We start from the raw sequence: 23856 nt of genomic DNA, 5'->3' as shown, positions 1-23856 counted from the left end.
ATGACGCTGTTGAACGAGCCTGCGTCCTTTCCTACTGCCATGTGGGTGGTTGCCAGGTACCTAGCGTCCGCGCCTGGCCGGCGCCAAACCCACGACGCTGTACGGGCCGCGCTGAGGCCAGGCAGCCTGCTGCCACCTGACAAGGCTGACGCCGACAAGACCTTCGACAACGCGGTCAGAACGCTTCAGGACCTGAATCTGATCGCCCTAGAAGACGATCGCCTCACTTTGCGCGACGACGGCCGACTGAAGTCCCCAGATGACTACCCCGGGTACGCCGATCTGCTGCGCACACGTGTCCTTGAGTCTCACCGCAATGAAGGAATCGCCCACGAAGGCGACCAGGGGCCCAAGGACCTGGTCAGAGCGTTGGCATGTTTCCTCACTCTCGACGCGTTCACGCCAGTCGACGAGGACGCCATGGCTGACCTGCTGCGCAGGACTCTGCCAGAACACATCAGCGACCCCAACTTCAACGACGTCCGCCGGAACCGATTCGGTTACTGGGCCAAAGCCCTCGGTTTCGCGACCGGCCCGCTCCTGCAAACGCCCACCAAGCTGACGCTCCAACCCGATTGCGCGGTCGCTGTCCAGCGTGCGGCTCGGATGCTTTGGCCAGCGGGCGCGCGGCTCGCAGCGCGAGACGCGATCGCGGCTCTCCTTGAGGTTCTGCCTGTCCTACCTGGCGGCCGCTACAGCCTCGCGCTCGACCTCAAGGAAACCTCGATAGACGTGTCCTCCGCCTTATCATTCGCACTCTTCTGCGGCGAGGAGCGAGGCTGGCTCAAGTTCGACCGCCGCTCCGACGCCGACGATGAGGTGTTGCTCGTCGATCCCGACCGGGCTAACGGGACGCACCGGATCACCCACCTTGACATCCTGGAGCCACTCGATGGCTGAGTTCCGCCAGTTCCTCTGTTGGTCACCGATCGAGGCCGCGACGACCATCAGCACGGAAGCCGTCAGCCCGTCACCGTCCGTCTTCTTCGCCACCCATGCGCCACTGCGCATCAGGCGCCGACACCCCGAGGCCAAAACCGACGACCCCGGCACGGCAGTCACCGAGGAGGACGTACGGCGAGACTTCCTGGGGCGGGACACCCCGAACGGGGTCCTGTTGATGCCCGTGACCGGCGAGTCCGGAACCGGAAAATCGCATCTGGTCCGCTGGGTGCACGAGTTAACGCCGTCGACCGACAAGCGGGTGGTGATCTACCTGCCGAAGACCAGCACGAGCCTGCGGGCCGTCGTCCGGACGCTGCTCGATCAACCCGGAGTCGACAGCCCTGAATTGGCGCAACTACGCGCCGACGTCGACCGCATGAGCTCGGAACTGGACGTCGAAAGTCTGGAACGCCGCCTCATCAACGAGCTGTCCGAGGCCGTTGCGGTCGCTGACGCCAGACCAGGCCAAGGACGCGTCCTCGCCGGGCCAGGCAATCTCGCTCTTCTCCTGCTTGACCCCCATGTCCGCGACCATCTGCTGCAGAAGGGCAAGCTGATCCCGCGGCTTGCCGCCAGCCTCCTCTCCGACCGACGGGATGGCGAAGACGATCGACCGACCGCCTTCTCGATCACCGACCTGCCACTAGACATCGCCGATGTCAACAAGGCATCCGACAAAGCAAGACGCCTGCTGAGTCTCATCACGAACAGGCCGGAACTGCAAACCGCCGCGATCGACATCCTCACCGAGCAGTTACCGGTCGCCATCACCGCCGCCTGGAACATAGGCGGTGGCCGCCTACAGCAAGCGATGTTGGAGATTCGCCGCCAGTACGCAGCCCAGGGCAAAGAAATCGTCCTACTGATCGAGGACTTCGTCGTCCTCCAGGGTGTTCAGCGTGACCTGCTCGACGCCCTGATCGAGGCGGGGGTGCGCAGTGGCAAGGTCGAACTGGCTCCTGTCCGAACGCTAATGGCCGTGACTACCGGCTATTTCGCGCGGCTGGCCGAGACGGTGCTCACCCGCGCGAAGGCGGCTACGCCGTACCTCTACGACCTGGATGCTGGGTTCGACACCGGCGAGCAGGGCCGATCTGACATCACGGCTTTCGCCGGCCGGTACCTCAACGCCGCGCGCGTCGGCCGAGATGCCTTAGACAATGCCAATATCGCGAACGGGGCAGACGTGCCCAACCGATGCGTCACGTGCGAGTTCCAAGAGACATGCCATTCCACCTTCGGTGCGTCGGTCGACGGGCATGGGCTCTACCCGTTTAACTGGCCAACCTTGCGACGGGCCATCCGAGCACGACCGGCACACAATAATCCCAACTCGTTCAACCCGCGGGCGGTGATCGGCGAGGTCATCCGGCCCGTCCTGGTCGATCACGCTCATGCCCTCCGTGATGGATCCTTCCCGGATCAACGCTTCAGCGAGGACTACCGCACTCCTGCTGGTGAGGATTACATGCTCGGCGCAGTGCAACGGGAGATCGAGGAACGCGACCACGCCGACGCTAGCCGCCGAAAAGCCTTCCTTGAGTTCTGGGGCGACGCCCCAGACCAAATAACCAACCTTGATCCGGCGATGCACGCCGCATTCGGCATTGGCCTTCTCGATCTCAACGATCTCGCCAGCGGACCCGGCCAGACAACGACACGCGCAACGGAAGACACCACCTCCGGGAGGAGGAAGCCGGCCAGCGCCAACGCGCAAGAACTTCCTCGCGCCCTGGCCATGATGATCGATCATGTCGAAGAATGGCAGGGACGACACAGTCAACTGCCGCAAACTACCGCTGCTCACCTTCGAGGGACGATCAGACAGGCCGTGATCAACAGATGCATGTGGATCGATCCGGTCGTGGCGGACCCCCAGTCTGCTGAACTCGACAGGGCATGGCCATCGAACTCCACCGTCGTGTCGATCGAAGGTGCGGCGAGCGAGCGGTTGCCCGGAACGGCAGACGCCCCGATTCGGTTCAAGCGCAATCCGAGCAACGCCACGTTCTTCCGACAGATACTCCTGGCGAGCGTGGGTGTGGCAGGTAACGCGGCAGCGATACGACGCCTCCACGAGATCGCGGAGCATCACCAACCCGACCTCCAGCGTGCCGTACAACGCCACCGTGGCTTCTCAAACCGGGAACTCATCCTCGGGTTCCGCGCCTCGCTGCTGGGCGCCGCGCTTGCCGGCCACGCCTGGCCGGGCATGAAGGACACAGAATTGCTGAACGCGGCGCTTGCCGACGGGAGCGGGTGGGAACGAGCGGATGGACTGAGCCGCACACCGCAATGGAATCGGCTCTGGGAGGCTCACCGCAGCGGCCGTGGCGAACTGGTCGCCAGGCTACGAGACAGTGTGGGCTTCACGCGAGGGGTGCGAGGCAACGTCCGCATCGTCGACGGCACACGGGCCTTGCCCTTGGTTGGTGAGGCATCCCAAGAGTGGGCCTGGGAGCGCCCCGACAAGCTTCCCTCGTGGGCCACCAAGGCAGTGTCCGGACTCAATCAGTTTGCTGTCGTGGCCGATGCGCAGTTTGCCGACCTGCAGCACACCCTCGAGAAGGTTCGCGCTCTGCTACCCGCAGGAGTCAGCGGCGCCGAGACGGTGCTGGCGGTTGACCAGGCTCTTCGTGCCGCGGTCGACGAGGGCCTTGGCCCGGTGGACCTGCCAACATTCCGATCCTTGCTGGCTGACGTTCGGCAACGCGACTGGAAATCCATCGATCGGCTGGAGCGTGACATAGGGCGCGTCGCGGCTGCCGAGGACGACGACAGCCGGTTCCGCGCGGTCCTGGCGACATGCGCGGCAGACCGAGGGGCGGACTTGGCCGCGATTGAACGCTTCCTCGTCGCTGGTAACGCTTGGTTGACCGAGCGACTGGACCAGGCCAGGTTGAAAACTGGCGGTTCTGGCGAGTCGGCGGCACTACGGGTTCAAGAAGTTTTGCGGCAGTGGACAGAGGTGGGGCCATGACAGCGATGTCTGTTCTAGACAAGGCGAGGGCGCTCACGGCTGAGGCGAACCGGCTACGCGAAGGGTCTGTCGCGGAAGACAACGCCAAGCGGGTCTTCACGCAGGCCGATGGCCTCGGCAGCGCGCTTGAGCAACTGCGCCGGTTGCTTGAAGCGGGTCGCGCTCTGCAGGAACAAGGCGCCGATGTGCCGGTGGGTCAGGTCGATGAGGGACGCGAGAGATTCGCGCAACTTGCCGCGGACGGACTGCCATCAGTTCGCGCCATCACCGCGGCCCGCCAGAAGGTAGAGGGCGTCCTTGAGCGGGTGCAGGCCACGCTGACAGGGGCGTGGCTGAGGTGGACCAGCGAGCAGTTGGCCGAACTCCCGATTCAACGTTTGGCAGTGTTGCCCGCTGCCGCCCAGCGCGACCAGCAGACATGGTTCACCGAACTGAAGAGACTTGGCAAGATCGAAGTGCCTCACGTACGGGAGATCTCCTCCTTCGTGACGACACATGCCGGCCTGAAGGAGTCGCTGAGCTACCTGCGGGAACCCGAGCCGGAGCTTGAGGCGTTACTGTTTCGCCTTGGCCGACGGGTGTCACTCGATCGAGTCTCAGACGCAGAGATCGCGATGCTACGGGAGTACGGTCTGGCCGACCAGATTGAACTCCATAGGAGGGGTTTGTGACTCAGGGGCTCGACGGACGCACCCTGTCTGGCGTCCTCGATCATCTGGAGGATCTCGAACTGCCCCTCCTGGTTTGGGGCGTGACCACGGGCACCCTCTCGCACGAGGAGGTGCTCGAGACGATTAATGAGCGACTCCTGCAGTCCCCGACCTCGGCAAACGTGGACCCCGACGACGTCCTCACGGCCCTCCTCGATGGCGCACTGCTGATGCGCATCCCGGCGACGTCACCGCCCCGCTACCGCACACGCATGGGCGAGACCGTGCGTCTCACCGCCCGACTGCGACAGCTATTCGGCCCCCGCGACCTCACGTCGCCCCCAGCGCGTTGGTGGGAGCAAGGCAAAACGCTCGTCGCCGATTACCGCCTCCACACAGCACCGCGTCGCTACCCTAAGATCAACGTCCTCATCGAGGACGCCCTGCAGGAACTCGCCGTCACCGAGGCGTGGACGGCCGGGCATGAGTCAACCGCCCGAGCGCTGCTCAGACATCCAACTGTGGCGAGATTCCAGGTGGACGCGACGCGAGCGATCACCACGGCGCTGAATGCGCGCCAGAGCGCGGGCGTCATCGTCGGTGCCGGCACCGGCAGCGGAAAGACGCTGGGTTTCTACCTCCCCGCATTCGCCGCCATGGCTGCGCACATGCGGACGGGCGGAACCGGTGTGCATACGCTGGCTCTTTACCCTCGGATCGAACTGCTGCGTGACCAGTTGCGGGAGGCGGTCGCCACCTCATTGCGGGTGAATGGGGAGGCCGGCGCCGGGACGAGCCGCCGGCTCAGGATCGGAGTGTTGTACGGCGACACGCCGCACAACGCCCAGCGTCTACGCGCACAGACATCTCACCTGACCCGTGCGTGGCGCAGTCGCGGCGCCGATGTCGTGTGCCCCTACCTGTCGTGTCCCCAGTGCCGCCAGGAACTGATCTGGTCTCGCCAAGATCAGAACGAGAATCGGGATCGCCTGCACTGCACTCAGGCCACCTGTGGGCTTGTCATCGACGATGTCGTTTTGACCCGTGACTCGCTACGCGACAATCCACCGGACCTTCTATTCACCACGACGGAGATGCTCAACCGCAACGCCACCGACCCTGGGCTCGGTCAACTCCTCGGCTGGCGCGGCCCACGCCGGCCGTCGCTGGTGCTCCTGGACGAGGCTCACACCTACACCGGCATGCACGGCGCCCAGGTGGGACTCGTACTCCGGCGATGGCGCCACGCCGTGCGAAACCCGGTGACCTTCGTCGGCCTGAGCGCCACCCTGCGCGACGCCGCTGCATTCTTCGCACAGCTCACAGGCCTGTCGGACGCGTCGGTGGAGCACGTCACGCCCCAGCCGCAAGACCTGGAGAACAAAGGCCGGGAGTACGCCATTGCTCTACGCGCCGACCCGGTCTCCGGCGCGAGCCAGCTGTCGACGTCCATTCAGACCGCCATGCTGTACGGCCGAATCCTCGACCTCCCCGGCCATGAGATGCTTTACGGCTCGCGTGGTTTTCTATTCACTGATGACCTGGACGTCACGAACCGTTTCTACGACGACCTGTGTGACGCCGAAGGAGGAGGCACTAGACGCGGACCTCGACGAGCCGGGCGAGTCTTGGCCGGGCTCCGGTCACCGGAAGCGCCGTTCCGGGCTGAACGCTTCATCGACGGTCAGTCGTGGGATCTGGTACGTCAGATTGGACGTGACATAGACCCTCGCGCTCTGATGGGACAGTTAGCCGTAGGACGTACGTCATCGCAGGACGTCGGTGTGGACAATGATGCCGATCTCATCGTTGCAACGGCGTCGCTGGAGGTGGGCTACGACGACGACCGCGTGGGTCTCGTCCTTCAGCACAAGGCGCCACACGACGCGGCTGCCTTCATTCAACGCCGCGGTCGCGCCGGACGTCGCCGAGGAACCCGCCCCTGGACCGTCATCACCCTGTCGGACTACGGCCGCGACAGGCTGGCATACCAGGCCTACGACTCCCTGTTCTCGCCCGAGTTGACCGCGCGCCGCCTCCCGGTCCGTAACCGCTTCGTACTCAAGATCCAAGGCGCGCAGGCTCTGCTGGACTGGCTATCCACGACGCTACGGGACAACCGGATCGACCCACGCCGGCTGCTGTCCGCGCCACGCCCGACTGCCCGCCCGCCGTCTCCAGCACAGGGGCAGGCACTCGCCGATTTGCTGGAAAAACTCATCATCGACCCAACATTGCAGGACAGCCTGATCGTCCACCTGCGTCGCGCGCTGGACATCAGCGCCGATGAGGCTCAGGCATTGCTCTGGGAACAGCCGCGTGCCCTCCTGCTCGGCGTGGTGCCCACCGCCCTGCGCCGGCTGCGGTCCGGGTGGCGACCCGTCGACCCGGACCCAGGCGCGCATCCCGGAAGCCTGCTACCCGAGTTCCTCACCACGGCCTTGTACGAGCCGCTGAACGTGCCGGAGGTCAACTTCCGGCTGCCATTCGCAGAGGATTGGGAAGCCCTTCCCATCGAGCGGGCGCTCCGCGAGGCAGTGCCCGGACGCGTCAGCCGCCGCTATGGCCACCGCCGCAGCAATCACCGCACGTGGCTGCCGCTGCCAGATGTCCAGGCCAACGGCACTCTAGAGATCGACAGTTTCGTCGAGACCTATACACCACAGGGCACGTGGTCACCGACGGGACACCAGCCGGTTCAGGTCTTCCGGCCCCACGTCGTCGCTCTGCAGCAGCCACCGGACGAGGTCGCCGATCGATCGCAGGGCATTCCGGTGTGGGCGTCTGAAATCCTTGAACCCAGCAGCGGCCTCTACATGGCGGACATCCCCAAGCCGTCCAACTGGACCGACCGCATCACCGCCGTTGGTTTCGCCACGAGCGCCGCCGGCAACCCGGCTGAGGTCCGCCGAATGACGCTCGGGGCCGAATGCGACACGACCTATGACCGCGGCACCGCAGGCACCGTCACCAGCAGCGTCCGCTACAGCTTGGACGGCCAGCCGGCCGCGCTGGGCTTTCGCCTAAACGTCGACGCAGTCCGGTTCGACCTCGCACCGCTTAACCTCACTCGGCCGACCGTCGCCGAACACCTGAAATCGCCAGAGTGGCGATCGCTGGCGTTCGCCACCGCCGTCGCGGAGGACCCGGCGCTCGACGGTGTAGCGAATCCATTCCAGCGGAACTGGCTGACCACCGTGTATACGGCCGCATATGCCCTGGCCGCGATCCAGCCCAACAACGCGACCTTCGGCGAACGCCTTCACGCCCAATTGAGTCGTGGCGCCTGGCGCAACGACGTCCAACAGATCCTGCGTGCCCTCTACCGCGACGCCGGATCCGTCGCGACCGCCGCACCTGAGCGGCTCGTCGCCGGTCTGACTGAACTCAGCAACGACGCGCGGCTCACTGACTGCCTCGACCGCCACGCACGGCTGCTCTGGACCGATCAAGTCGTAAGCCTCACGGAAGACCTCGCCCAACGGACGTACCGCGAGACCGTGGCAGCCGCGATTCTGGCCGCTGCCCAACGCGCGTGCCCCGACGCTCAAGACCGCGACCTGATCGTCGACGTCGTTTCGCCGCCTGGGACCGGAGGCCCCGCCGCGGTCTGGCTGAGCGAAACATCGCTGGGCGGTATCGGAATCATCGAGCAACTGACGCACTACTATGCCGAGAATCCGCGCCGCTTTTGGAACCTCGTCGACAGCGCTTTAGGCCCCAGCGACCACGACTACATTCACAGTACCGTCGTGCAACTGCTCGACCATGTCGTGTCCCAGCCATCAGGGCCCGCCGCGCAGGCAATGTCCACGCTCCGTGACCCGCGCTCGGCCCATGCCGCTGAGAGCGCGCTGCAACAACTTCGATCAGCATGGGCGAAACTTACCGGCCACCCACGCCATCAAGCCGTGGCAGCGCTCTCCACCCGCCTGCTAAGACCAGGAACCACCAACGCCACCGACGCCGCAGCGCTCGGACTCGTCCACGCCTGGGACGCCCTCCAGCAACGCCTCGGCTTCGAGGTCGAGGCAGCAGTGTTCGCATATCTCATCGGCAGCGGACAAGTCGCCGTGCCGAATGCGGGCAACACCAGCCTTACACCGGACCAGATGTTCAGCTTGCTGTGGCCCCGGGGCAACAAGGCCCGAGTCCAACACCTGCAGCACTACCAGCCATACGCCCCCACGCCGATCCTCGATCGGCTCTTGGCGCAGGCAGCACACGACGAACGGCTGCCTGTGGTCAACGTCGACGACGTCGACTGGCTCGACAACTATCGAACGGCAGTACGCGACCGCGGCGCCGTCGTGCTCGTCGCCCCGGCACAGCGGATGCGAGCCTTCAGCACAGCCCTCAGGACCGTGCCGGCGGTCGCCGTCGATCGCGACGTGCTGCGGGTCTACGGCGACGTTCGCACCATCACACGTGACGGCGACAATCTACGCGCGACGATCGAAGTTCGTGAGGCTACACAGTGACGTTGGAACGAGTGGTCCGGACCGGCCGGGCGACCGGCCTTCGCATCGACACAGTGCTGGCAACCGTGCTCACCGCTGAACTGGTGGCGCCGAGCAGCCAACTCTGGCTCGTGTCTCCCTGGATCAGCGACGTACCGGCCATCGACAACACCAGCGGCAGCTTCGACAGCGTGTTCGTCGACCCCTCGAACCGGATGTACACCCTTTCCGAAGTCCTATCCCTACTTACCTACAACCAGGCCCGAGTGACAGTCGTCTCGCGTCCCGACCGGCACAACTCGACGTTCTTGGACCGCCTTCGCCGCAGCGCCGACGGCGAGAATCTGCAGATCAAGCAACACGAAGACGTACATGAGAAGACTTTCTGCGGAGACGATTGGCTCCTCACGGGGTCCATGAACCTCACCCTTCGCGGCATGCAGATCAACGACGAAGCCGTCACGTACAAGGTGAGCAGTGAAGCTGCCGCTACCGCCCGCCTCGACTTCCGGCACCGTTTTGGAGGACTCGAATGACCGGGCGCCGCACCGAGAGCAGCTACGCCACTCGGGCGGACCAGCTCATCGAAGCGTTCTTCGGTCCAGCAAATCCTGTGTGGCCGGACCGCGATCCGGGCTCGCCTGTCGGACGCCGCCTCGTTCCTTACCTCCAAGTCCTTCACGAGGCATCTGACGTCCCCATCATCCTGCCGCGCCAGGACCCCGAGACCCGGCAATGGGTGGCATACGTCATCCCCCACGATGAACGACATGCGGCGACGGTTGGTGAACTGCTTCAGGCGTTCATCGGCACCAGCTTCGCCAGATTTCACGGACTGCCCGCACGCCTCAACCCGAATGATCCGATAGATCGGGCTGTCCTTGAGTTCGCCGGCCACAGTTCAATCTTCGTCATCGCGAGCCCACGCTCGAAAGAGAAAGACATGTGGGACGCTGTACGGCTACTCCAGCAAGCCATACGAGCACGCCCACGACGGTCCTGGCATACGCCGACTCCCGTCGGCCGGCTGCTCAGCCAGTTTGACATCGCCATGGCCGCAGGCGACAACTCCGCGTCAGCATCGATCCTCGACCAACTCTCGGCCACCGGCGGGCTCAGCGCCACAAACGTCGCTCACCTGCGCATCAAGCGCTTATCCCGCCTCGGCCGGAACGGCGAACTGCTCCGGCTCGCAGAACTGCCAGATGTCGCCATCACGCACCCACCCATCCCTGTACGCGACGCCATCCTCGCAGCGATCTTTGCCACCGCACTGGCGGAACCCCTAGCAAACGGCGACCTCGACCTTGCGCGGACCCGCCTCATCGAGGCCGGAACTCTGGTCCCCGCCCTCATGAACGGCGAACTTTCCGAACTGAGCCCTGAAGCGCTCACTGTCCTCGCGCTAGCTGCAATCGTCGTAAACAGCACACCCATCTTAGACCTCCTACGCAACCAACCCGATGTCCTCGAAGCGGTCGAACGGTTGGCACCTGAACTGGCCGCGAAATACCGCAACACCCGCCCCGAACCGCATGGGGGAGGCAATGTCCCAGAACCGACCGAACGCAGATCCAGCCCGCCGGCAGCAGCACCAGCGTCATGGCTCCAGTTGGTACAAGCCGTCGCAGTCCGGTCACCCGTCACTGAGGTCCTTGCCGGCGAGCAGTGGCGCCAATGGTCACAAGCAGCCGAGCACGACGACCAGATCGCTGCCGTCCTCGGTCAACTCGACGATGCAGCGGCGGACCGAATTTGGTCACTTGTTGGCCCATTTGTCGATTCGGACCGCTACCTGACCCCAGCGGCGAAATCAGCACGTGAGTTCCTCCTTAACGCGCTCACCCATGACCGTTTCAGCCCTGGTGACCTGGCCGGCGTCGTCGCTCTCACAGAAATCGTCCTTCGGTCCGCACCGGACGCCCCCGCATACGCACACCTCCTGGACGACCTGACGGCTGAAGCACCGCGATGGGCCGGCCCCGATCGTGCCCCAGTCGTCCTCGACCTCGTCGACCTCGTCGCACGGTCGGCGTGTCCAGACTCCGACGCCCGGCTTCGACTGGGTTACCGCCTACTTCGACCGCTGAGCGATCACAGCACCCGCCTCGACCCCGATCAGGCCACTTTTGCCGCTCAACTGAGTGCCGAAATCGCCGTTGAACTCCCGTGGCCTGAGCCCGAACCGAAATCATCAGCAGAGGCATGGTCGTTAGTGATGGCTCAGGATCTGCTCCTGTACTCACTGGACGAAAAGGTCCTCGACCGGGTAGCCGCGACCTTCAATGCCGTCGCACCCCAGGTCAACGTCATCACAAGCCATGATTACGTCGGCAGCACGCAACTAAGACAGTGGGCTCGGCGTGCCGACGTCGTGGTCATGGCCACACGCTGCGCGACTCACGCCGCGACTGGCTTCATCCGTGCGAACTGTCGGCCGGGAACACCTGTCCGTGAAGCTGATGGAAGTGGCTCGGCCTCACTCCTGCGCGCCGCGACAGCAGCGCTGATGCGTCGGCAGCCGATTTGAGCGGTGCCCCCAACTCGCGGTCGCTGGAGGACGCCCAACGACGCCCTAGTGCTGCTGTTGCATCCCGGCGGTGCAGGTGTTTCGTCCTCCAGGTCCACTTCTCCAGGTAAGAGCCGCGTTCCGCGGACGCGCCGAGGGGCAACTCGTCGCCGGACTCCGTCGTCAACCCACCCCGCCACACCACGCGAGGAGTACGACCAGTTCCGCGTCATCCCGTGCGGCCCCCTCACATGAAGAATAGAATAGGAAGGCGCAGGTCATTGCCTGCGTGCACAGATAGAGCATCGCCTTAGGGGAAACCGGTACCCCATTTCCTGAGCTCAACCCGCGCCGTGTGCCTGTCACAGGTGGCGGGCACGTCCCGTATGGCAAGCGAGCAACCCGCGAGCATCACGGATCCACAGTGGATTAAGCGCGCGGCATTCGCGCAGGTCGTTGCATGATCGTCTCAGTGCTGGCAGACATTGCTATGGATTAAAAGTCCTCAGCTCTGCCATTGAGCTAACGGCCCTCTGCGCCTCAGGCTACCCGACCACCTGTGCCCGGGTTGATGTCCGCCCCCGCCCTGACGAGCGATGCTGATCTACGCCCGCCACGACTCTTGAGAGGTGCTGATCGGCGGCTGAGGTTAGGCCTACTCGCTGCCGGACGCCAGCCAGGTGACGATGAACGGCGCGGCGGCAGCCACCAGACCGCCGAAGAAGGCGACCACACTGGCGGCGACCCCGATCCGGCGTCGCCACGAGCGTCGGTCCGAAGTCCACCGCAGGTAGGCGAGCGCCGCAGCACCGAACAGAACTCCTCCGAGCATGAACCAGGGACCCCAGAACATCGCGTACCAGCGGAGTTCGGTGGTCATCGTCTCGCCCTTGATCAGGGCGCTCAGTCCGAAGCCGACGAACGTGCCGCCGTGCGCCAGCAGCAGAGCAGAGGCGCCCGAGCTGGGTACGAGCAGCAGCCAGTTCGGCACCCGCCGCTTCGCCACCACCGGCACCCACTGCGGAAACACCAGGCCGAACGGACGCACGAGCGCCAGACCCAGAACGACGCCGAACAGCTCCAGCACCACTGTCATCCACAGAGCCGCGAAGAGCATCCGGTCGCCCTGCGCGTGCAGGTCCTTGATCCCCTCGGAGAGGGTCGCGAGTCCGACGCTGCCGCCGAGGGCCCAGTAGATGCCGCGGATGGCGAACAGCAGTGCCCAGATCGCGGCGGCGTAACCCGCCCAGACCGGTCTACGGCGAGTAGGAGTCTCAGTGCCAGCCATCAACTGAGTCATCGACCAGGTACCGACCTTCCGTCCGCGCTTTCATCCTCGTGGCTCCGACAACGGGCAGCACGATCGATCACCGCAGATGCGCTCATCGTGATTCGATCACCGAGCATACGGAGAACGTCACTCATCGTGGTGCCGGTCGATCCGCTCCACCGCCAGCAGGGCGGCGACCTGTCGGACCGGTCTCTCATGACCGGTCGGCGGCCGGGGCCGAGGTCTCGGCAGCCCGCGTCTGCCGGGGCCAGATGGTGTGGCTTCCATCCACCGAGGTAGCTGGGCCAGGCCGGTTGGCGGCGTACGCCTTCCGGCCAGGAGTCACGCGCCGTCGGTGGCGGGCAGCACACTCGTCGCCGCGTCCCGTGCCGGGGCTGACGCAGTTATCCTCGTCAGGTGCTCGTCCGCGTGCGGCGCGTTGACACGAGTCCGGCATTTCGAAGGGACTATCGACATGCCCCGTGTGGTATCGGCGGTCATCCGCGCACTCGACATCCTCGAACTGTTCCTGGACCATCCCCAACTGTCGGCCCGCCAGGTGATGGAGCGGCTCGACCTGCCCCGCACCACCGTCCACGAACTGCTCGTCACGCTGGAGGCCCGCTCGTACCTGATCTCCGTCCCGGGCCAGCCGGTGCAGTATCGGCTCGGCATGCCGCTTTTTCAGCTCGGCGCGGCGTTCTCCGGCCGTCTTGACCTGGTCCGCGAGGCGCAGTGCGTCGCGCGGGACGTGGCCGCCGCGTGCGACGAGGCGGTCCACGTGGCCGTGCTCGACGGCGCCAATGTCATCTACCTCGTCAAGTTCGACAGCACGCACCCGGTCCGGATGGTCTCCGCGGTCGGGCGGCGGCTGCCGGCGCACTGCACCGCGGTCGGCAAGATCCTGCTGTCGGGCCTCGACCAGGCGGCTCTGGACGAAGTCCTGAAGGGTGACCTGCCGGGCATGACGCCGGACAGCATCACCGACCCGGACCGCCTGCGCGCCCACCTCGACCAGGTCCGGGCGGAGAGCGTCGCGGTCGACGTCGGCGAGTCGGACAGCGCCATGCGCTGCGTCGCCGCGGCCATCCGAGATCATTCCGGTACGACCATCGCCGGGATGAGCCTGTCCGCGCCGATCATCCGCTGGACGCCCCAGGCGCACGTGCGGTGGACCGGGCTGGTTCGTGAGGGTGCCGCCGCGCTGTCCGCCCGGATGGGCTACCGGGCTCAGCCTCGATAGCCAGCCTCGCGCTTTCGGTTCGAAACACCATCGAAACATTGACACTCGTCACAATCCTGCTCTAGCGTCGCGACCACTCGATGCGGTATCTCGAACTCAGTTCGAAATCTCGAACGGTGGTGGTCCCGTGGCCCGGCCGAACGTGAACGTCAGCGCCACCTCCTCGGCCCGGTCGCCGATCACCTCCACTTCGGCGCGTCACCCGGCGAGCGGCATGCGACATCTCTCCCGCGGTCGCCGACCAGAGACACACCTTGGAGCACGAGCATCGCACTGTTCGCCATGAGCTCCTTCGGCGTCCGGCGGTGCCGAAAACGAAGGAGGCGAACGTCCATGCAGGACAACCCGGCGTGGTCCCGGCGCGGCTTTCTCGGGATGGGGGTGGGGGTGCTCGGCGCGGCCGGCCTGGCCGCCTGTGGAGGCACCTCCGAGTCACCAAGCAAGGTGCAGCCGGAGGTTCCGCAGGAGCTGATCGACGCCGCGGCGGCGATGAAGGGCTCCTCGATGGGGATGCTGTCGCAGAAGTTGTATTCGACGGCGGCGAACGAAGCTCTCGACAGCTCGATCAAGAAGTTCGCCGACAGCACCGGGACGAAGATCGAGAACAGTCTGGTCCAGGCCGACGCCGGCGACGTGGTGGCCAAGATCGATGCCGAGGTCAAGGGCGGGGTCGCCCGTGACCTGGCGTTCATGACCGACTCCCGGTTCGTCGCGCAGTTCCAGGCGCTGGGCGACCTGGAGGACGTGACGGACGTCGTCCAGGCGCTGACCGCGAAGTACGGCGAACCCTGCGCCGAGGCCAAGAACTTCTGCGTCTTCGACGGCAAGTGGTTCGCCATCCCGTACCACTTCATCGGGATCGGGTCGTTCCTGCGCAAGGACTGGATGCAGGACAAGGGCATCTCCCCCAAGGACATCTACAGCTGGGAGGAGCTGCGAGACCTGTGCCTGGAGATCTCCGATCCGGCCAAGCGCCGGTTCGGCTGGGGCATGACGGTGAACCGGTCCGGTGACGGCAACGGCATGATCGAGGCACTGATCAACGCCTACGGCGGGTCGATCGCCGCCAATGACGGCCGGAAGGTCACGTTCGACTCCCCCGAGACAGTGCAGGCAGTCACCTTCCTGGGCGACATCTACACCAATGCCAAGTACAAGCCGATGTTGCCGCCCGGGGTGGCCAGCTGGACCGACACCAGCAACAACGAGAACTGGCTCGCCGGGGTCCTCGGTTACACCCGCAACCAGTTCAGCGTCTACGCGGACTCCCGGACCAAGAAGAACCCGGTGCACGCGAACACCCACGTGTTCTCCGACTGCATCGGGCCGGCGACCGACAATCCGCTGCTGCTCGGCCAGTCGCAGGGCTTCGTCGTCTTCAAGGGTGCCAAGAATCCGGCGCTCGCCAAGCTCCTGGCGCAGTACCTGGTCAGCGCTCCCGCGCTGCTCGGGGTGGCGAAGGAAGCGCCCGGCCTGGTGATGCCCGCCTGGCAGAAGGTCTGGGATGCCGACCCGTTCTTCACGAGCGGCGACCCGGCGTTCCCCATGCTGCGCAGGATCACCGAACTGAAGCTGCCGCTGAACACGAAGAACGGCCTGGCCTTCCCGCAGAAGGCCAGCGCGGGCCAGCAGGCGGTGGGGTCGGCCTACGTCCTCACCGACATGATGCAGCAGGTCGTGCAGGGAGCGGCGCCGGCGCAGGCCGTGACGGCCGCCCACGCGAAGATGGTGCAGATCTTCAACCAGCAGGGGCTGCCGCAGTGAGGTCGGTCCGTCCTGCGCGGGTCCCGGCGGCGACGAATACCCGGCCGCCGGGATCCGGCTCTCTCACCGCGACCCAGCGGCGGCTGGGTCGTGACTGGCGGCTGGGTGCGCTGTTCCTGGCACCCATGGCCGTACTGGTCGGCGGTCTCGTTCTCGTGCCGATCGTCCGGTCGATCATCACCAGCACCACGGAACGGCACGGGCAGGACTCCGTGTTCGTCGGCCTGGACAACTACCTCGCCCTCGCCAGCGACGAGCAGTTCCACACCGGCGTGGTGAACTCGTTCGTCTTCACCGCGTATGCCGAGGTCTTCAAGGTCGTGCTGGGGTTGGCCGCGGCCCTGCTGCTGCACCATCGACGCCGCGGGCGGGCCGTGCTCGCCGGGCTGCTCCTGCTGCCGTGGGTGGTGCCGACGGTGGTGACGGCGTTCAGTTGGCGCGCGCTGCTCGACCCGATCTTCGGCAGCGTCAACATTCTGCTCACCGCCTCGGGGATCGGGCCGCTGCTGGCCAGCGCGCACCTGGTCGACAGCTGGCCGGCGGGCTGGTTGTCCGACCCGTCGCTGGCCATGCCGTCGGTCATCCTCGTCAACGTCTGGAAGGGGGTGCCGTTCTTCACCGTCTGTTTCCTGGCGGGGTTGAAGGCGATCCCGGCGGACCTGTACGAGGCGGCGACCATCGACGGCGCCTCGGCGTGGCAGCGGTTCCGAAACGTGACGCTGCCCGGACTGCGCCACGTGATCACGGTGACGGTGACCCTGTCGTCGATCTGGACGTTCAACAACTTCGACCTCGTCTGGTTGCTGACGCAGGGTGGCCCGGGCGACGTGACCGCGCCGTACGTGCTCGTCGCCTACTCGAAGGCGATCCTGCAACTCCAGTACGGCGCGGGTGCGGCGGTCACGCTCGTCATGCTGCCGATCATCGGCGGGCTGGTGTTCGTCCTGGTCCGGTTGCTGCGCCAGGACACCAACATCAAACTGCCCCGGCGACGCCGGACAGCGCGGTGGATCGGGACACAACGGTGGGCTCCGACGGCGCGCAAGGCCCTGCCGTGGGTCGTCGCCGCGCTGGTCACCGGTCTGCTGGCCTGGGCGTCACCGAAGATCTTCTGGAAGGCGGCGGTGGTCCTCGGGGTGATCCTGCTGATCGCTGCGGCGGTCGGCCGGGTGGTCTCGACCCTCCAGTCCCGAGGCGGTCGCCGGTCGTCGTCAGTGGTGTCGGGCCTGGGTTCCTGGGTCGCGCTGGCCGGGTTGCTCTTCTTCGTGCTGGGTCCGCTGTACTGGATCGCCGTCACGGCCTTCAAGTCCGAGGGCCAGGTCGTCATGCGTACCGACGATTTGTGGCCCACGCCGTGGACGCTCGAGCAGTTCGGCGCCCTGTTCGACAACCAGCCGTTCGGCCGCTGGTACCTCAACACCCTGCTGGTGTCCGTGGCGTCCACCGCGGTGGCACTTGTCTGCGCCGCACTGGCGGGGTACGCGCTGGCTCGGCTGCGGTTCCGGGGGGCGCAGGGCTTCACCGTCACGGTGCTGCTCACCTATGTGATGCCGGGCGCGCTGCTGTTCATCCCGCTGTACCAGATGCTCATCGGCGTGCGGCTCACCGACTCGCTGTGGTCCCTGGTGCTGACGTACCCGACCTTCACGCTTCCGTTCGCCACCTGGCTGCTGGTGGGCTACTTCTCGTCGATCCCCATCGAGTTGGAGGAGGCCGCGCTCGTGGACGGCTGCACCCGCGTCCAGGCGTTCGGCCGGGTGGTGCTGCCGCTGGCCAAGCCAGGGTTGCTGGCGGTCGCGCTCTTCACCCTGACCAATGCCTGGAACGAGTTCCTCTTCGCCTTCGTGTTCATCACGAAGGACGAGTACAAGACGCTCCCCGTGGGGATGCAGTCGATGATCGCCGGAGACGTGGTGCCGCAAGGACAGCTCGCCGCCGCGTCGCTGCTCGTCAGCATCCCCGTGGTGATCATGTACGCCTTCGGGCAACGCTTCCTCACCGAAGGGCTCACCGCCGGCGCGGTGAAGGGCTGATCGAGCGGACCAACGGGCCGCTGGTGTCGATCGGGCACCAGCGGCCCGGCATCGGGAACCAACGACGTGCCCCGTCGGCATCGGATCAGGCAGTGGCGTCGGCCGGTTCGACATCTGTCGCGATCATCGAGAAAACGGCCAGGTCATGCGCCTTCTCGCCATCCCAGTCGGCCAGCCGTAGGGTGCCCTCGCGCTGGTATCCGGCCTTCTCCGCGACCCGCAGGGACGCAGTGTTGTCGAGCCGGGCGCGCAACTGGACACGTCGCATGCCGCCGTCGGTGAGCGCCCATCGACCGACCACGCGACCCGCCGTGGTCGCATGGCCTCGGCCGCGACGACTGGCCCGCACCCCGTAGCCGATTTCGCCGCGTCCGGCCTTCCAGTCGATGTCCCGCAGCCCAATGCTGCCGACGATCTCACCATCGGCCGCGTCCACGAGAGCCAGGAGCAGCCCCTCGCCGTCCATTCGTCGGCGCACCGTCCCGGTCAGCCACTCGTTCACATCCGTGACGGTTTGCGGTGAGCCTGGCGGCAGCGCCGTCCGGTCGCCGGCCGCCACGAGCGCCGCCACCTGGGCGGCGTCCTGCGGCCCGAACTCACGAATCTCCAGACCACCCGAGGTGATCGTCACTGGTGGGAACATGGTGCGGAGCGTAGAGCCCGGTCCCCGGGTCGTCGAAGACCTTTATCCCGCCCGGGGCCGCATGGCCGCCACTCACTGCCAGGCCATGTTGATGGCCCGTTCGAAGTTGACATAGCCGGCGCGGGTGAACGCGGCCGCCATGGGCACGTTGCCCAGGTCGGTGGCGGCGCGAATGCGGGGGACGTCCTCGGCGGCGAGGATTCGGGTGCCTTCGGCGAGGAGGCCGTCGACGTACCCGTGCCCCCGGTGTTCGGGTACGACGCCGAGATAGGCGATCACCGGGTGGTAGGCGTTGCGCGCCGGGATGACGAACCCGGCCGGCTCACCGTCCTCACCCACCGTGCCGATCCGCCACCATTCGCGAGGGCTGGAGTACGTGGCGAGTTCCTCCTCGTAGTGCTTGACGGCAGCCTCGTGCGGCGACATCCGCGCCAGGTCGGTACGGCTGTGCGCATCCAGGGTGCCGTCCAGGGCGCGGGTCATCAGGGCGATCAGCTCGTCGGTGTCGAGAGCCGAACGGAAGGCCAGACGCGGATCGGGCGCGGGCAGACCGCCGTCGGGCTGCCACTGAAGGCGCAGTCGTTCGACGGTCAGGCGTGCGCCGGTGCTCTCCAGGACGCTCATCCTCGTGCGCACCGCCCGGTACGCGTCCGGGTCCTCGCGCCAGTTCGCCGGGATGAAGCGGCCGTACTCCGGTGGGTTGGCACCCGCTGGCAGGACCTGCTTCGCGGCCGTCTCGTACAGCGTCCGTGCCACCTCGGTCAGGTCGTCGGCGCCGTCGTCGACGTCGAGGATGTCCAGGAGCAGCGGGCTGCCGTCGTCGCCGCGGCCCCACCAGGCCACCCTGGCGAGCAGGCGATCCCCGTCCAGCGCCACCCACATCCACTCCGGTCGGCGGCGGTGCGCGGCCAGGTCGTCGGCGAGTTCGTGGTTGATGGTGTACGGCAGAAGGTTGAACAGCGCCACCTCGTCCGGCCCGGTGATGGGACGGATCGTGACGGTGGCGGGGGTTGTGCTCATGCGGACTCGTTTCCGGTCTGGGCGTGGGTGTAGGTGAGGAACAGCGCGCCGCTGTCCAGGACGGTGTGGTCGGTCAGACGCCAGGTACGCGGTGCGAAGACGGCGTCGCGACCGAAGAGCGGGATACCGGCGCCGATGGTCAACGGGGCCAGCTTGACGATCAACTGGTCGATCTCGGGGTAGAGGGCACCGGCCAGGGCGCCGCCGCCGATCACCCAGACGTCCTTGCCGTCGTGCCGCTTCAGCTCTCGTACCGTGGCGATGGGGTCGGTGGCCAGGACCTCGACGGCCGGGTCCGGGCTGTCGCCAAGCGTGCGGGAGAACACCAGGTGGCGCAGGTGCGGGTACGCGTCGGTCACGCCGGCCCGCAGACCCACCTCGTAGGAGTGCCGCCCCTCCAGGACGGTGTCGAACCGGCTGCCCTCGTCGGTGATGCCGAACGCCTGCCGGGCCGGGCCGGGCAGGGTCTCCGGATACTCGGCGACGAGGTGGTGCAGGTAGTCGTCCGGGACGGGCCAGAATCCGTCCGGTCCGGTGGGGTCGGCACCGTCGGGACCGGCGATGAAGCCGTCCAGGGTGGCGGCGATGTAGTAGACGAGCTTGCGCACGAGCATCTCCTTGGCTGAGGCGTGTTCCTCGCTCCGACGCCGATCAGCGTGCGCGTTGACCGGCCCGTCCACAAGATCACATCTGGTAACGTGCCATAACCCTTCACTAATTCACGAACGGGATCAGCGGTGGAGCTCCGGGACGTCGAAATCTTCCTCACCCTGGCGGAGGAGCTGCATTTCACCCGCACCGCGCAACGACTGCACGTGACCCAGGCCCGGGTCAGCCAGGCGATCAAGAAGCAGGAACGGCGGATCGGCGCCGCCCTGTTCGAGCGGAACAACCGACGCGTGGCGCTGACACCGATCGGTCAACGGCTCTTCGACGACATCCAGCCCATGTACCGGGGACTGTGCGAGGGTATCGACCGGGCCAGGCTCGCCGCCCGCGGCAAGACCGGGGTGCTGCGGGTCGGGTCGATCGCCGTCAACCTCCACGACTTCCGCGAGCTGTTCACCGCGTTCGCGCAGGGCCACCCCGAGTGCGAGGTGCAACTGCGGCACGTCGACTTCGGCGACCCCTTCGGTCAGCTGCGCGCCGGCGACATCGACGTACAGATCGTGTGGTTGCCCGTCAGGGAGCCGGACCTCACCGTCGGGCCGGTCATCTACACCGAACCCATCGTGCTGGCGGTTGGCGCGAGCCACCCGCTCGCCACTCGGGAGTCGGTCTGCTACGAGGATCTGGCAGACGTGACGGTGATGGGCGGCGCCCGGCCGGACTACTGGCGGGAGATCCTGGTGCCCCTGCGCACACCCAGCGGGCGTCTGATCCGCATCGGCCCGTCCGTCTCCAACTTCCAGGAGATGATCCCCATCCTCGTCACCGGCGAAGCCGTCTCGCCGGTCCATGCCCAGGCCGCCCGCTACTACGCGCGCCCGGACATCGCGTACGTGCCGATCCGTGACGCCCCGCCGGGCCGGTGGGGGCTGATCTGGCGCACCGGCAACGAGACGGAACTCATCCGCTCGTTCGCCGACACCGCACAACGCCTCAGTTAGCTGAAGGCCAGCCACACCACGAAGCCGAGCCCGATGAGCAGGGCGGTCACCCAGCTCAAGCGGGACAGTGACAGGTCCCCCTCCACCTCGCGGGCCACCGTCGCCAACGTTCCGGGGAGTTCGGGAAGCGACGAAGGCCGATACACCACAGCGGTGACCTGACCCTCCGCCACCGAGAAGGAGCCGTCGACCTGCCGCCCGGACCGGCCGATGCGCATCGGCAGCCAGGTCGCCACCTCGACGGTCCCGGCGAGGGCCGGGATGTCGTACGGGTCCCAGCCGGGCAACCGATGCTCGACCTCGTCGACGACGACGACCGGGGTGGTGTCGTCGCCGTAGGCATCGGGGTCGAGCCACAACAGGGGCTTGACGGCGAGGATCCGCAGCACCCCGTGCCCGGCGGTGATCGGCACCGTGGCGGGCGCTTCCCGCATCGCCGTCAGCTCACGCTCGACCTCGGGAGTAATGGCCTTGTCGCGTACGAGGAACAGTTTTGCGAACAGGTCCGCGCCCAGCAGGGAGACGAGAAGGCAGAAGGCGCAGAGCATCACTCCGGCGTAGGCGACTTGGATCCCGATCAGGCGCAGGATGGCACCGAGAAGTATTACCCCGTCCAGATACGCGCCGAGAAACAGCAGGCCGAGGGACGACACCCCGCAGACAGCGGCGACGGCCAGAGCGGCGCCGAACCCCAGGGCACGATCTCGCCACTGACCGGGACCAGCCTCCTCTGCCACCCCTCCGACCGTAGCGATGCCCGGCAATGTCTTACGCCCTGTGGACGGGATGCCGCAGCGTCGCAATTGTCGGCGGCCGCCTGTTATTCGACGCTGGCGAGGATCGCCCCGCCGACGGTGTCCACATACCACCGCTGGTACTGCTCGATCTCCCATCCGCGTTGCCGGACGAGCCAGTCGAAGTTGCGGACGTCCTGGGCCAACCAGAGGATGTCGGCCACCTGATCGACGCCCAGGTCAGGGCGTACGCCTCCGGTGCCGACGAGTTCGGCGGCGAACATGGCCATGCCGCGGCGGCGGTCGTCGACGTTCTTGCGCCAGATCTCGGCGACGTCTGGGTCGGCCGTGGCCGCGCCGGCCAGCGCGAGCATCACCTGGGCCTGCCGGGCGTTGACCTCGGCCAGGTGGCGGGCGTAGCGGACGAGCTTGGCCCGGGGGTCGGCGAGTGCGCGGATCTCGGCGACGAAGGGCCGGTCCGGCAGGGCCACCGGTTCGTCGTCGCCGGCCAGGGTGACGTCGACCAACTGGGAGAGCAGGTGCCGCTTGCTGCCGAACACCGCGTACAGGGTCTGGACCGCGACGCCGGCTTCCACGGCGACAGCGGTCAGCGGTGTGGCCGCGTAGCCCGGGTCGACGAACAGCCGGCCGGCCGCTTCGAGGATCGCTCGCCGGGTCTGTCGGGCCTGCTCCTGTCGGCGAGAAGACTCGTAACGTCTCTTGACAACCACGCTTCGAGTGTAGTGCTCTATTGGATAGAGTCTCACTCTATCGAGAGGTGGTGGCCATGCCGTTCGGTGTGTTGCAAGAGATGCCCGGCGTCAGCGAGGCGGAATACCGGCAGGTGGAGCGACACCTTGGACCGGATCGACCGCCAGGTCTGCTCGCCCATGTCGCCGGGCCGACCGAGGACGGCTGGCGGATCATCAACGTCTGGCAGGACGAGGCGGCATTCCGTCGGTTCCAGTCCGAACGACTGGTCCGGGCTGCCGGCCTGGCGGCACAGGAGGACGGCTTCGACCCGACGAAGGCGGCTCACTTCCGCTCGATGAGCGTCGACGGCGCCGAGATGCCGTTCTGATGGCCGACACCGCCAGCCTGCGGGCCCGCAGCGCCGCTTTCTGGGCGGGAGCGGCGGCTGGCTGGATTCGGCACGCGGATCGGCAGGACGAGACCGGTCGACCGCTGGGAGCGGCGGCCCTGGATCGACTGGCCGCACGACCCGCCGAACGGATCCTCGATGTGGGCTGCGGCTGCGGCGGCACCACGGCCGAGATCGCCGCCGCGGTCGGCGCGGCCGGCGCGGCGACAGGTGTCGACATCGACGAGACGATGGTGACCGCCGCTCGACGCCGGTTCCCCACCGACCGGCACCCGGGCATCCAGTTCCACGTGGCCGACATCGAGACTCTCGATGTCGTGCCGGGTGCTCCGTTCGACGCGGCGTACTCACGAATGACCCTGATGCTGTTGGCGGACCCGGTGGCCGGCTGCCGCGCGATCCGGCGGTCACTGCGCCCGGGAGGGCGCCTCGCCGCGACCGTCTTCCGCGACAGCGGCGTCAATCCGTGGCTGTCCGCGGCGATGCTCGGCGCCGCACCGCATCTCGGACCGTTGCCACCGCTCCCGGTCGGTGACGAGCCCGGTCCGTTCGCGTTCGCCGACCCGGCGCGGCTCGACCGGATCCTCACCGAGGCCGGCTTCACCGCCGTCACGATCACACCGTGCGACGTCGCCCTGGAAACTCCGGACGACGCCGACGCGGTGGCCGAATGGCTTGTCGAGGTCGGCCCGGCCGGTGCCGCGTACCGGGCGGCTCCGCCGGCTGGGCAGGCATCGGCTCGGGCGGGGGCCGCCCGGCTGCTCGACCGTTTCCGTGCGCCCGGCGTCGGCTACCGGCTGCCCGCCGGCCTCTGGCTCGTCGCCGCGAACTCCGTCGAGGACTGACAACCCATCCCGCAGTCGCTAACCACCAACAACCACGTCAGGACGAAA

18 protein-coding genes are annotated in these 23856 nt (G+C 66.8%); 12 read left to right on the top strand and 6 right to left on the bottom strand.

Annotation, left to right across the window (positions count from 1 at the left end):
- From dpdG to AB0A90_RS08450, 6 genes are read left to right on the top strand one after another with little or no spacing between them, the layout of a single operon-like run.
- A complete protein-coding gene (gene dpdG / locus AB0A90_RS08475; RefSeq protein ID WP_357243740.1) occupies positions 1-900 on the top strand; it encodes a protein DpdG in 900 nt (299 codons plus the stop codon).
- Positions 893-3925, top strand: a complete 3033-nt coding sequence (dpdH, locus tag AB0A90_RS08470; protein WP_357243737.1) for a protein DpdH — start codon at positions 893-895, stop codon at positions 3923-3925. The genes dpdG and dpdH overlap by 8 nt, the downstream gene beginning before the upstream one ends.
- Positions 3922-4596: a hypothetical protein gene (locus tag AB0A90_RS08465; protein ID WP_357243734.1), complete on the top strand. Its 675-nt coding sequence runs from the start codon at positions 3922-3924 to the stop codon at positions 4594-4596. The genes dpdH and AB0A90_RS08465 overlap by 4 nt, the downstream gene beginning before the upstream one ends.
- Positions 4593-9056: a protein DpdJ gene (gene dpdJ, locus AB0A90_RS08460; protein ID WP_357243730.1), complete on the top strand. Its 4464-nt coding sequence runs from the start codon at positions 4593-4595 to the stop codon at positions 9054-9056. Before AB0A90_RS08465 ends, dpdJ begins: the two co-directional genes overlap by 4 nt.
- A gap of 11 nt (positions 9057-9067) precedes the next feature.
- Positions 9068-9571, top strand: a complete 504-nt coding sequence (dpdK, locus tag AB0A90_RS08455) for a phospholipase D-like domain-containing protein DpdK (protein ID WP_238672887.1) — start codon at positions 9068-9070, stop codon at positions 9569-9571.
- Positions 9568-11565 carry a hypothetical protein gene (locus AB0A90_RS08450; protein WP_357243727.1) on the top strand — a complete coding sequence of 666 codons (1998 nt, stop codon included), beginning with the start codon at positions 9568-9570 and terminating at the stop codon, positions 11563-11565. Before dpdK ends, AB0A90_RS08450 begins: the two co-directional genes overlap by 4 nt.
- Positions 11566-12199: 634 nt before the next feature.
- Here the strand turns inward: AB0A90_RS08450 and AB0A90_RS08445 are convergent.
- Positions 12200-12832 carry a DUF3995 domain-containing protein gene (locus AB0A90_RS08445; RefSeq protein ID WP_357243724.1) on the bottom strand — a complete coding sequence of 211 codons (633 nt, stop codon included), beginning with the start codon at positions 12830-12832 and terminating at the stop codon, positions 12200-12202.
- Positions 12833-13289: 457 nt separating this feature from the next.
- Between AB0A90_RS08445 and AB0A90_RS08440 the strand changes: the two genes are divergently transcribed.
- From AB0A90_RS08440 to AB0A90_RS08430, 3 genes are all read left to right on the top strand, one after another.
- On the top strand, positions 13290-14057 hold the full coding sequence (locus AB0A90_RS08440) for an IclR family transcriptional regulator (protein WP_357243720.1): 768 nt from the start codon (positions 13290-13292) through the stop codon (positions 14055-14057).
- A 333-nt stretch (positions 14058-14390) separates the two neighbouring features.
- Positions 14391-15821, top strand: coding sequence for an extracellular solute-binding protein (locus AB0A90_RS08435; RefSeq protein WP_357243717.1), 1431 nt, complete (start codon positions 14391-14393; stop codon positions 15819-15821).
- Between the two features lie 125 nt (positions 15822-15946).
- Positions 15947-17854, top strand: a complete 1908-nt coding sequence (locus tag AB0A90_RS08430) for an ABC transporter permease subunit (RefSeq protein ID WP_357243715.1) — start codon at positions 15947-15949, stop codon at positions 17852-17854.
- Positions 17855-17939: 85 nt separating this feature from the next.
- On the opposite strand, the gene AB0A90_RS08425 is transcribed toward AB0A90_RS08430, so the two are convergent.
- The 3 genes from AB0A90_RS08425 to AB0A90_RS08415 form a co-directional block, all read right to left on the bottom strand.
- The gene (locus AB0A90_RS08425) at positions 17940-18497 is read right to left on the bottom strand and encodes a GNAT family N-acetyltransferase (RefSeq protein WP_357243712.1); all 558 of its coding nucleotides are present in this window, start codon (positions 18495-18497) and stop codon (positions 17940-17942) included.
- Positions 18498-18569: 72 nt separating this feature from the next.
- Positions 18570-19517 carry a GNAT family N-acetyltransferase gene (locus tag AB0A90_RS08420; protein ID WP_357243709.1) on the bottom strand — a complete coding sequence of 316 codons (948 nt, stop codon included), beginning with the start codon at positions 19515-19517 and terminating at the stop codon, positions 18570-18572.
- Positions 19514-20125: a dihydrofolate reductase family protein gene (locus AB0A90_RS08415; RefSeq protein ID WP_357243706.1), complete on the bottom strand. Its 612-nt coding sequence runs from the start codon at positions 20123-20125 to the stop codon at positions 19514-19516. Before AB0A90_RS08415 ends, AB0A90_RS08420 begins: the two co-directional genes overlap by 4 nt.
- Before the next feature lie 129 nt (positions 20126-20254).
- Between AB0A90_RS08415 and AB0A90_RS08410 the strand changes: the two genes are divergently transcribed.
- Positions 20255-21127 (top strand): LysR family transcriptional regulator, encoded by an 873-nt coding sequence (locus AB0A90_RS08410; RefSeq protein WP_357243703.1) that lies wholly within the window; start codon positions 20255-20257, stop codon positions 21125-21127.
- Here AB0A90_RS08410 and AB0A90_RS08405 read toward each other — a convergent pair.
- Positions 21124-21864 (bottom strand): hypothetical protein, encoded by a 741-nt coding sequence (locus tag AB0A90_RS08405; RefSeq protein ID WP_357243701.1) that lies wholly within the window; start codon positions 21862-21864, stop codon positions 21124-21126. The two genes, AB0A90_RS08410 and AB0A90_RS08405, sit on opposite strands and share 4 nt — an antisense overlap.
- An 83-nt stretch (positions 21865-21947) precedes the next feature.
- Positions 21948-22592, bottom strand: coding sequence for a TetR/AcrR family transcriptional regulator (locus AB0A90_RS08400; protein WP_357243698.1), 645 nt, complete (start codon positions 22590-22592; stop codon positions 21948-21950).
- A gap of 56 nt (positions 22593-22648) precedes the next feature.
- Between AB0A90_RS08400 and AB0A90_RS08395 the strand changes: the two genes are divergently transcribed.
- The gene (locus AB0A90_RS08395) at positions 22649-22942 is read left to right on the top strand and encodes a hypothetical protein (protein ID WP_328651444.1); all 294 of its coding nucleotides are present in this window, start codon (positions 22649-22651) and stop codon (positions 22940-22942) included.
- Positions 22942-23808: a class I SAM-dependent methyltransferase gene (locus tag AB0A90_RS08390; protein ID WP_357243695.1), complete on the top strand. Its 867-nt coding sequence runs from the start codon at positions 22942-22944 to the stop codon at positions 23806-23808. Before AB0A90_RS08395 ends, AB0A90_RS08390 begins: the two co-directional genes overlap by 1 nt.
- Positions 23809-23856: the final 48 nt, after the last annotated feature.

This window comes from Micromonospora sp. NPDC049204, assembly GCF_040647935.1.
GTDB lineage: Bacteria > Actinomycetota > Actinomycetes > Mycobacteriales > Micromonosporaceae > Micromonospora.
Note: the sequence above shows the minus strand (reverse complement) of the source record. Positions and strands in the feature narration are given on the sequence as shown.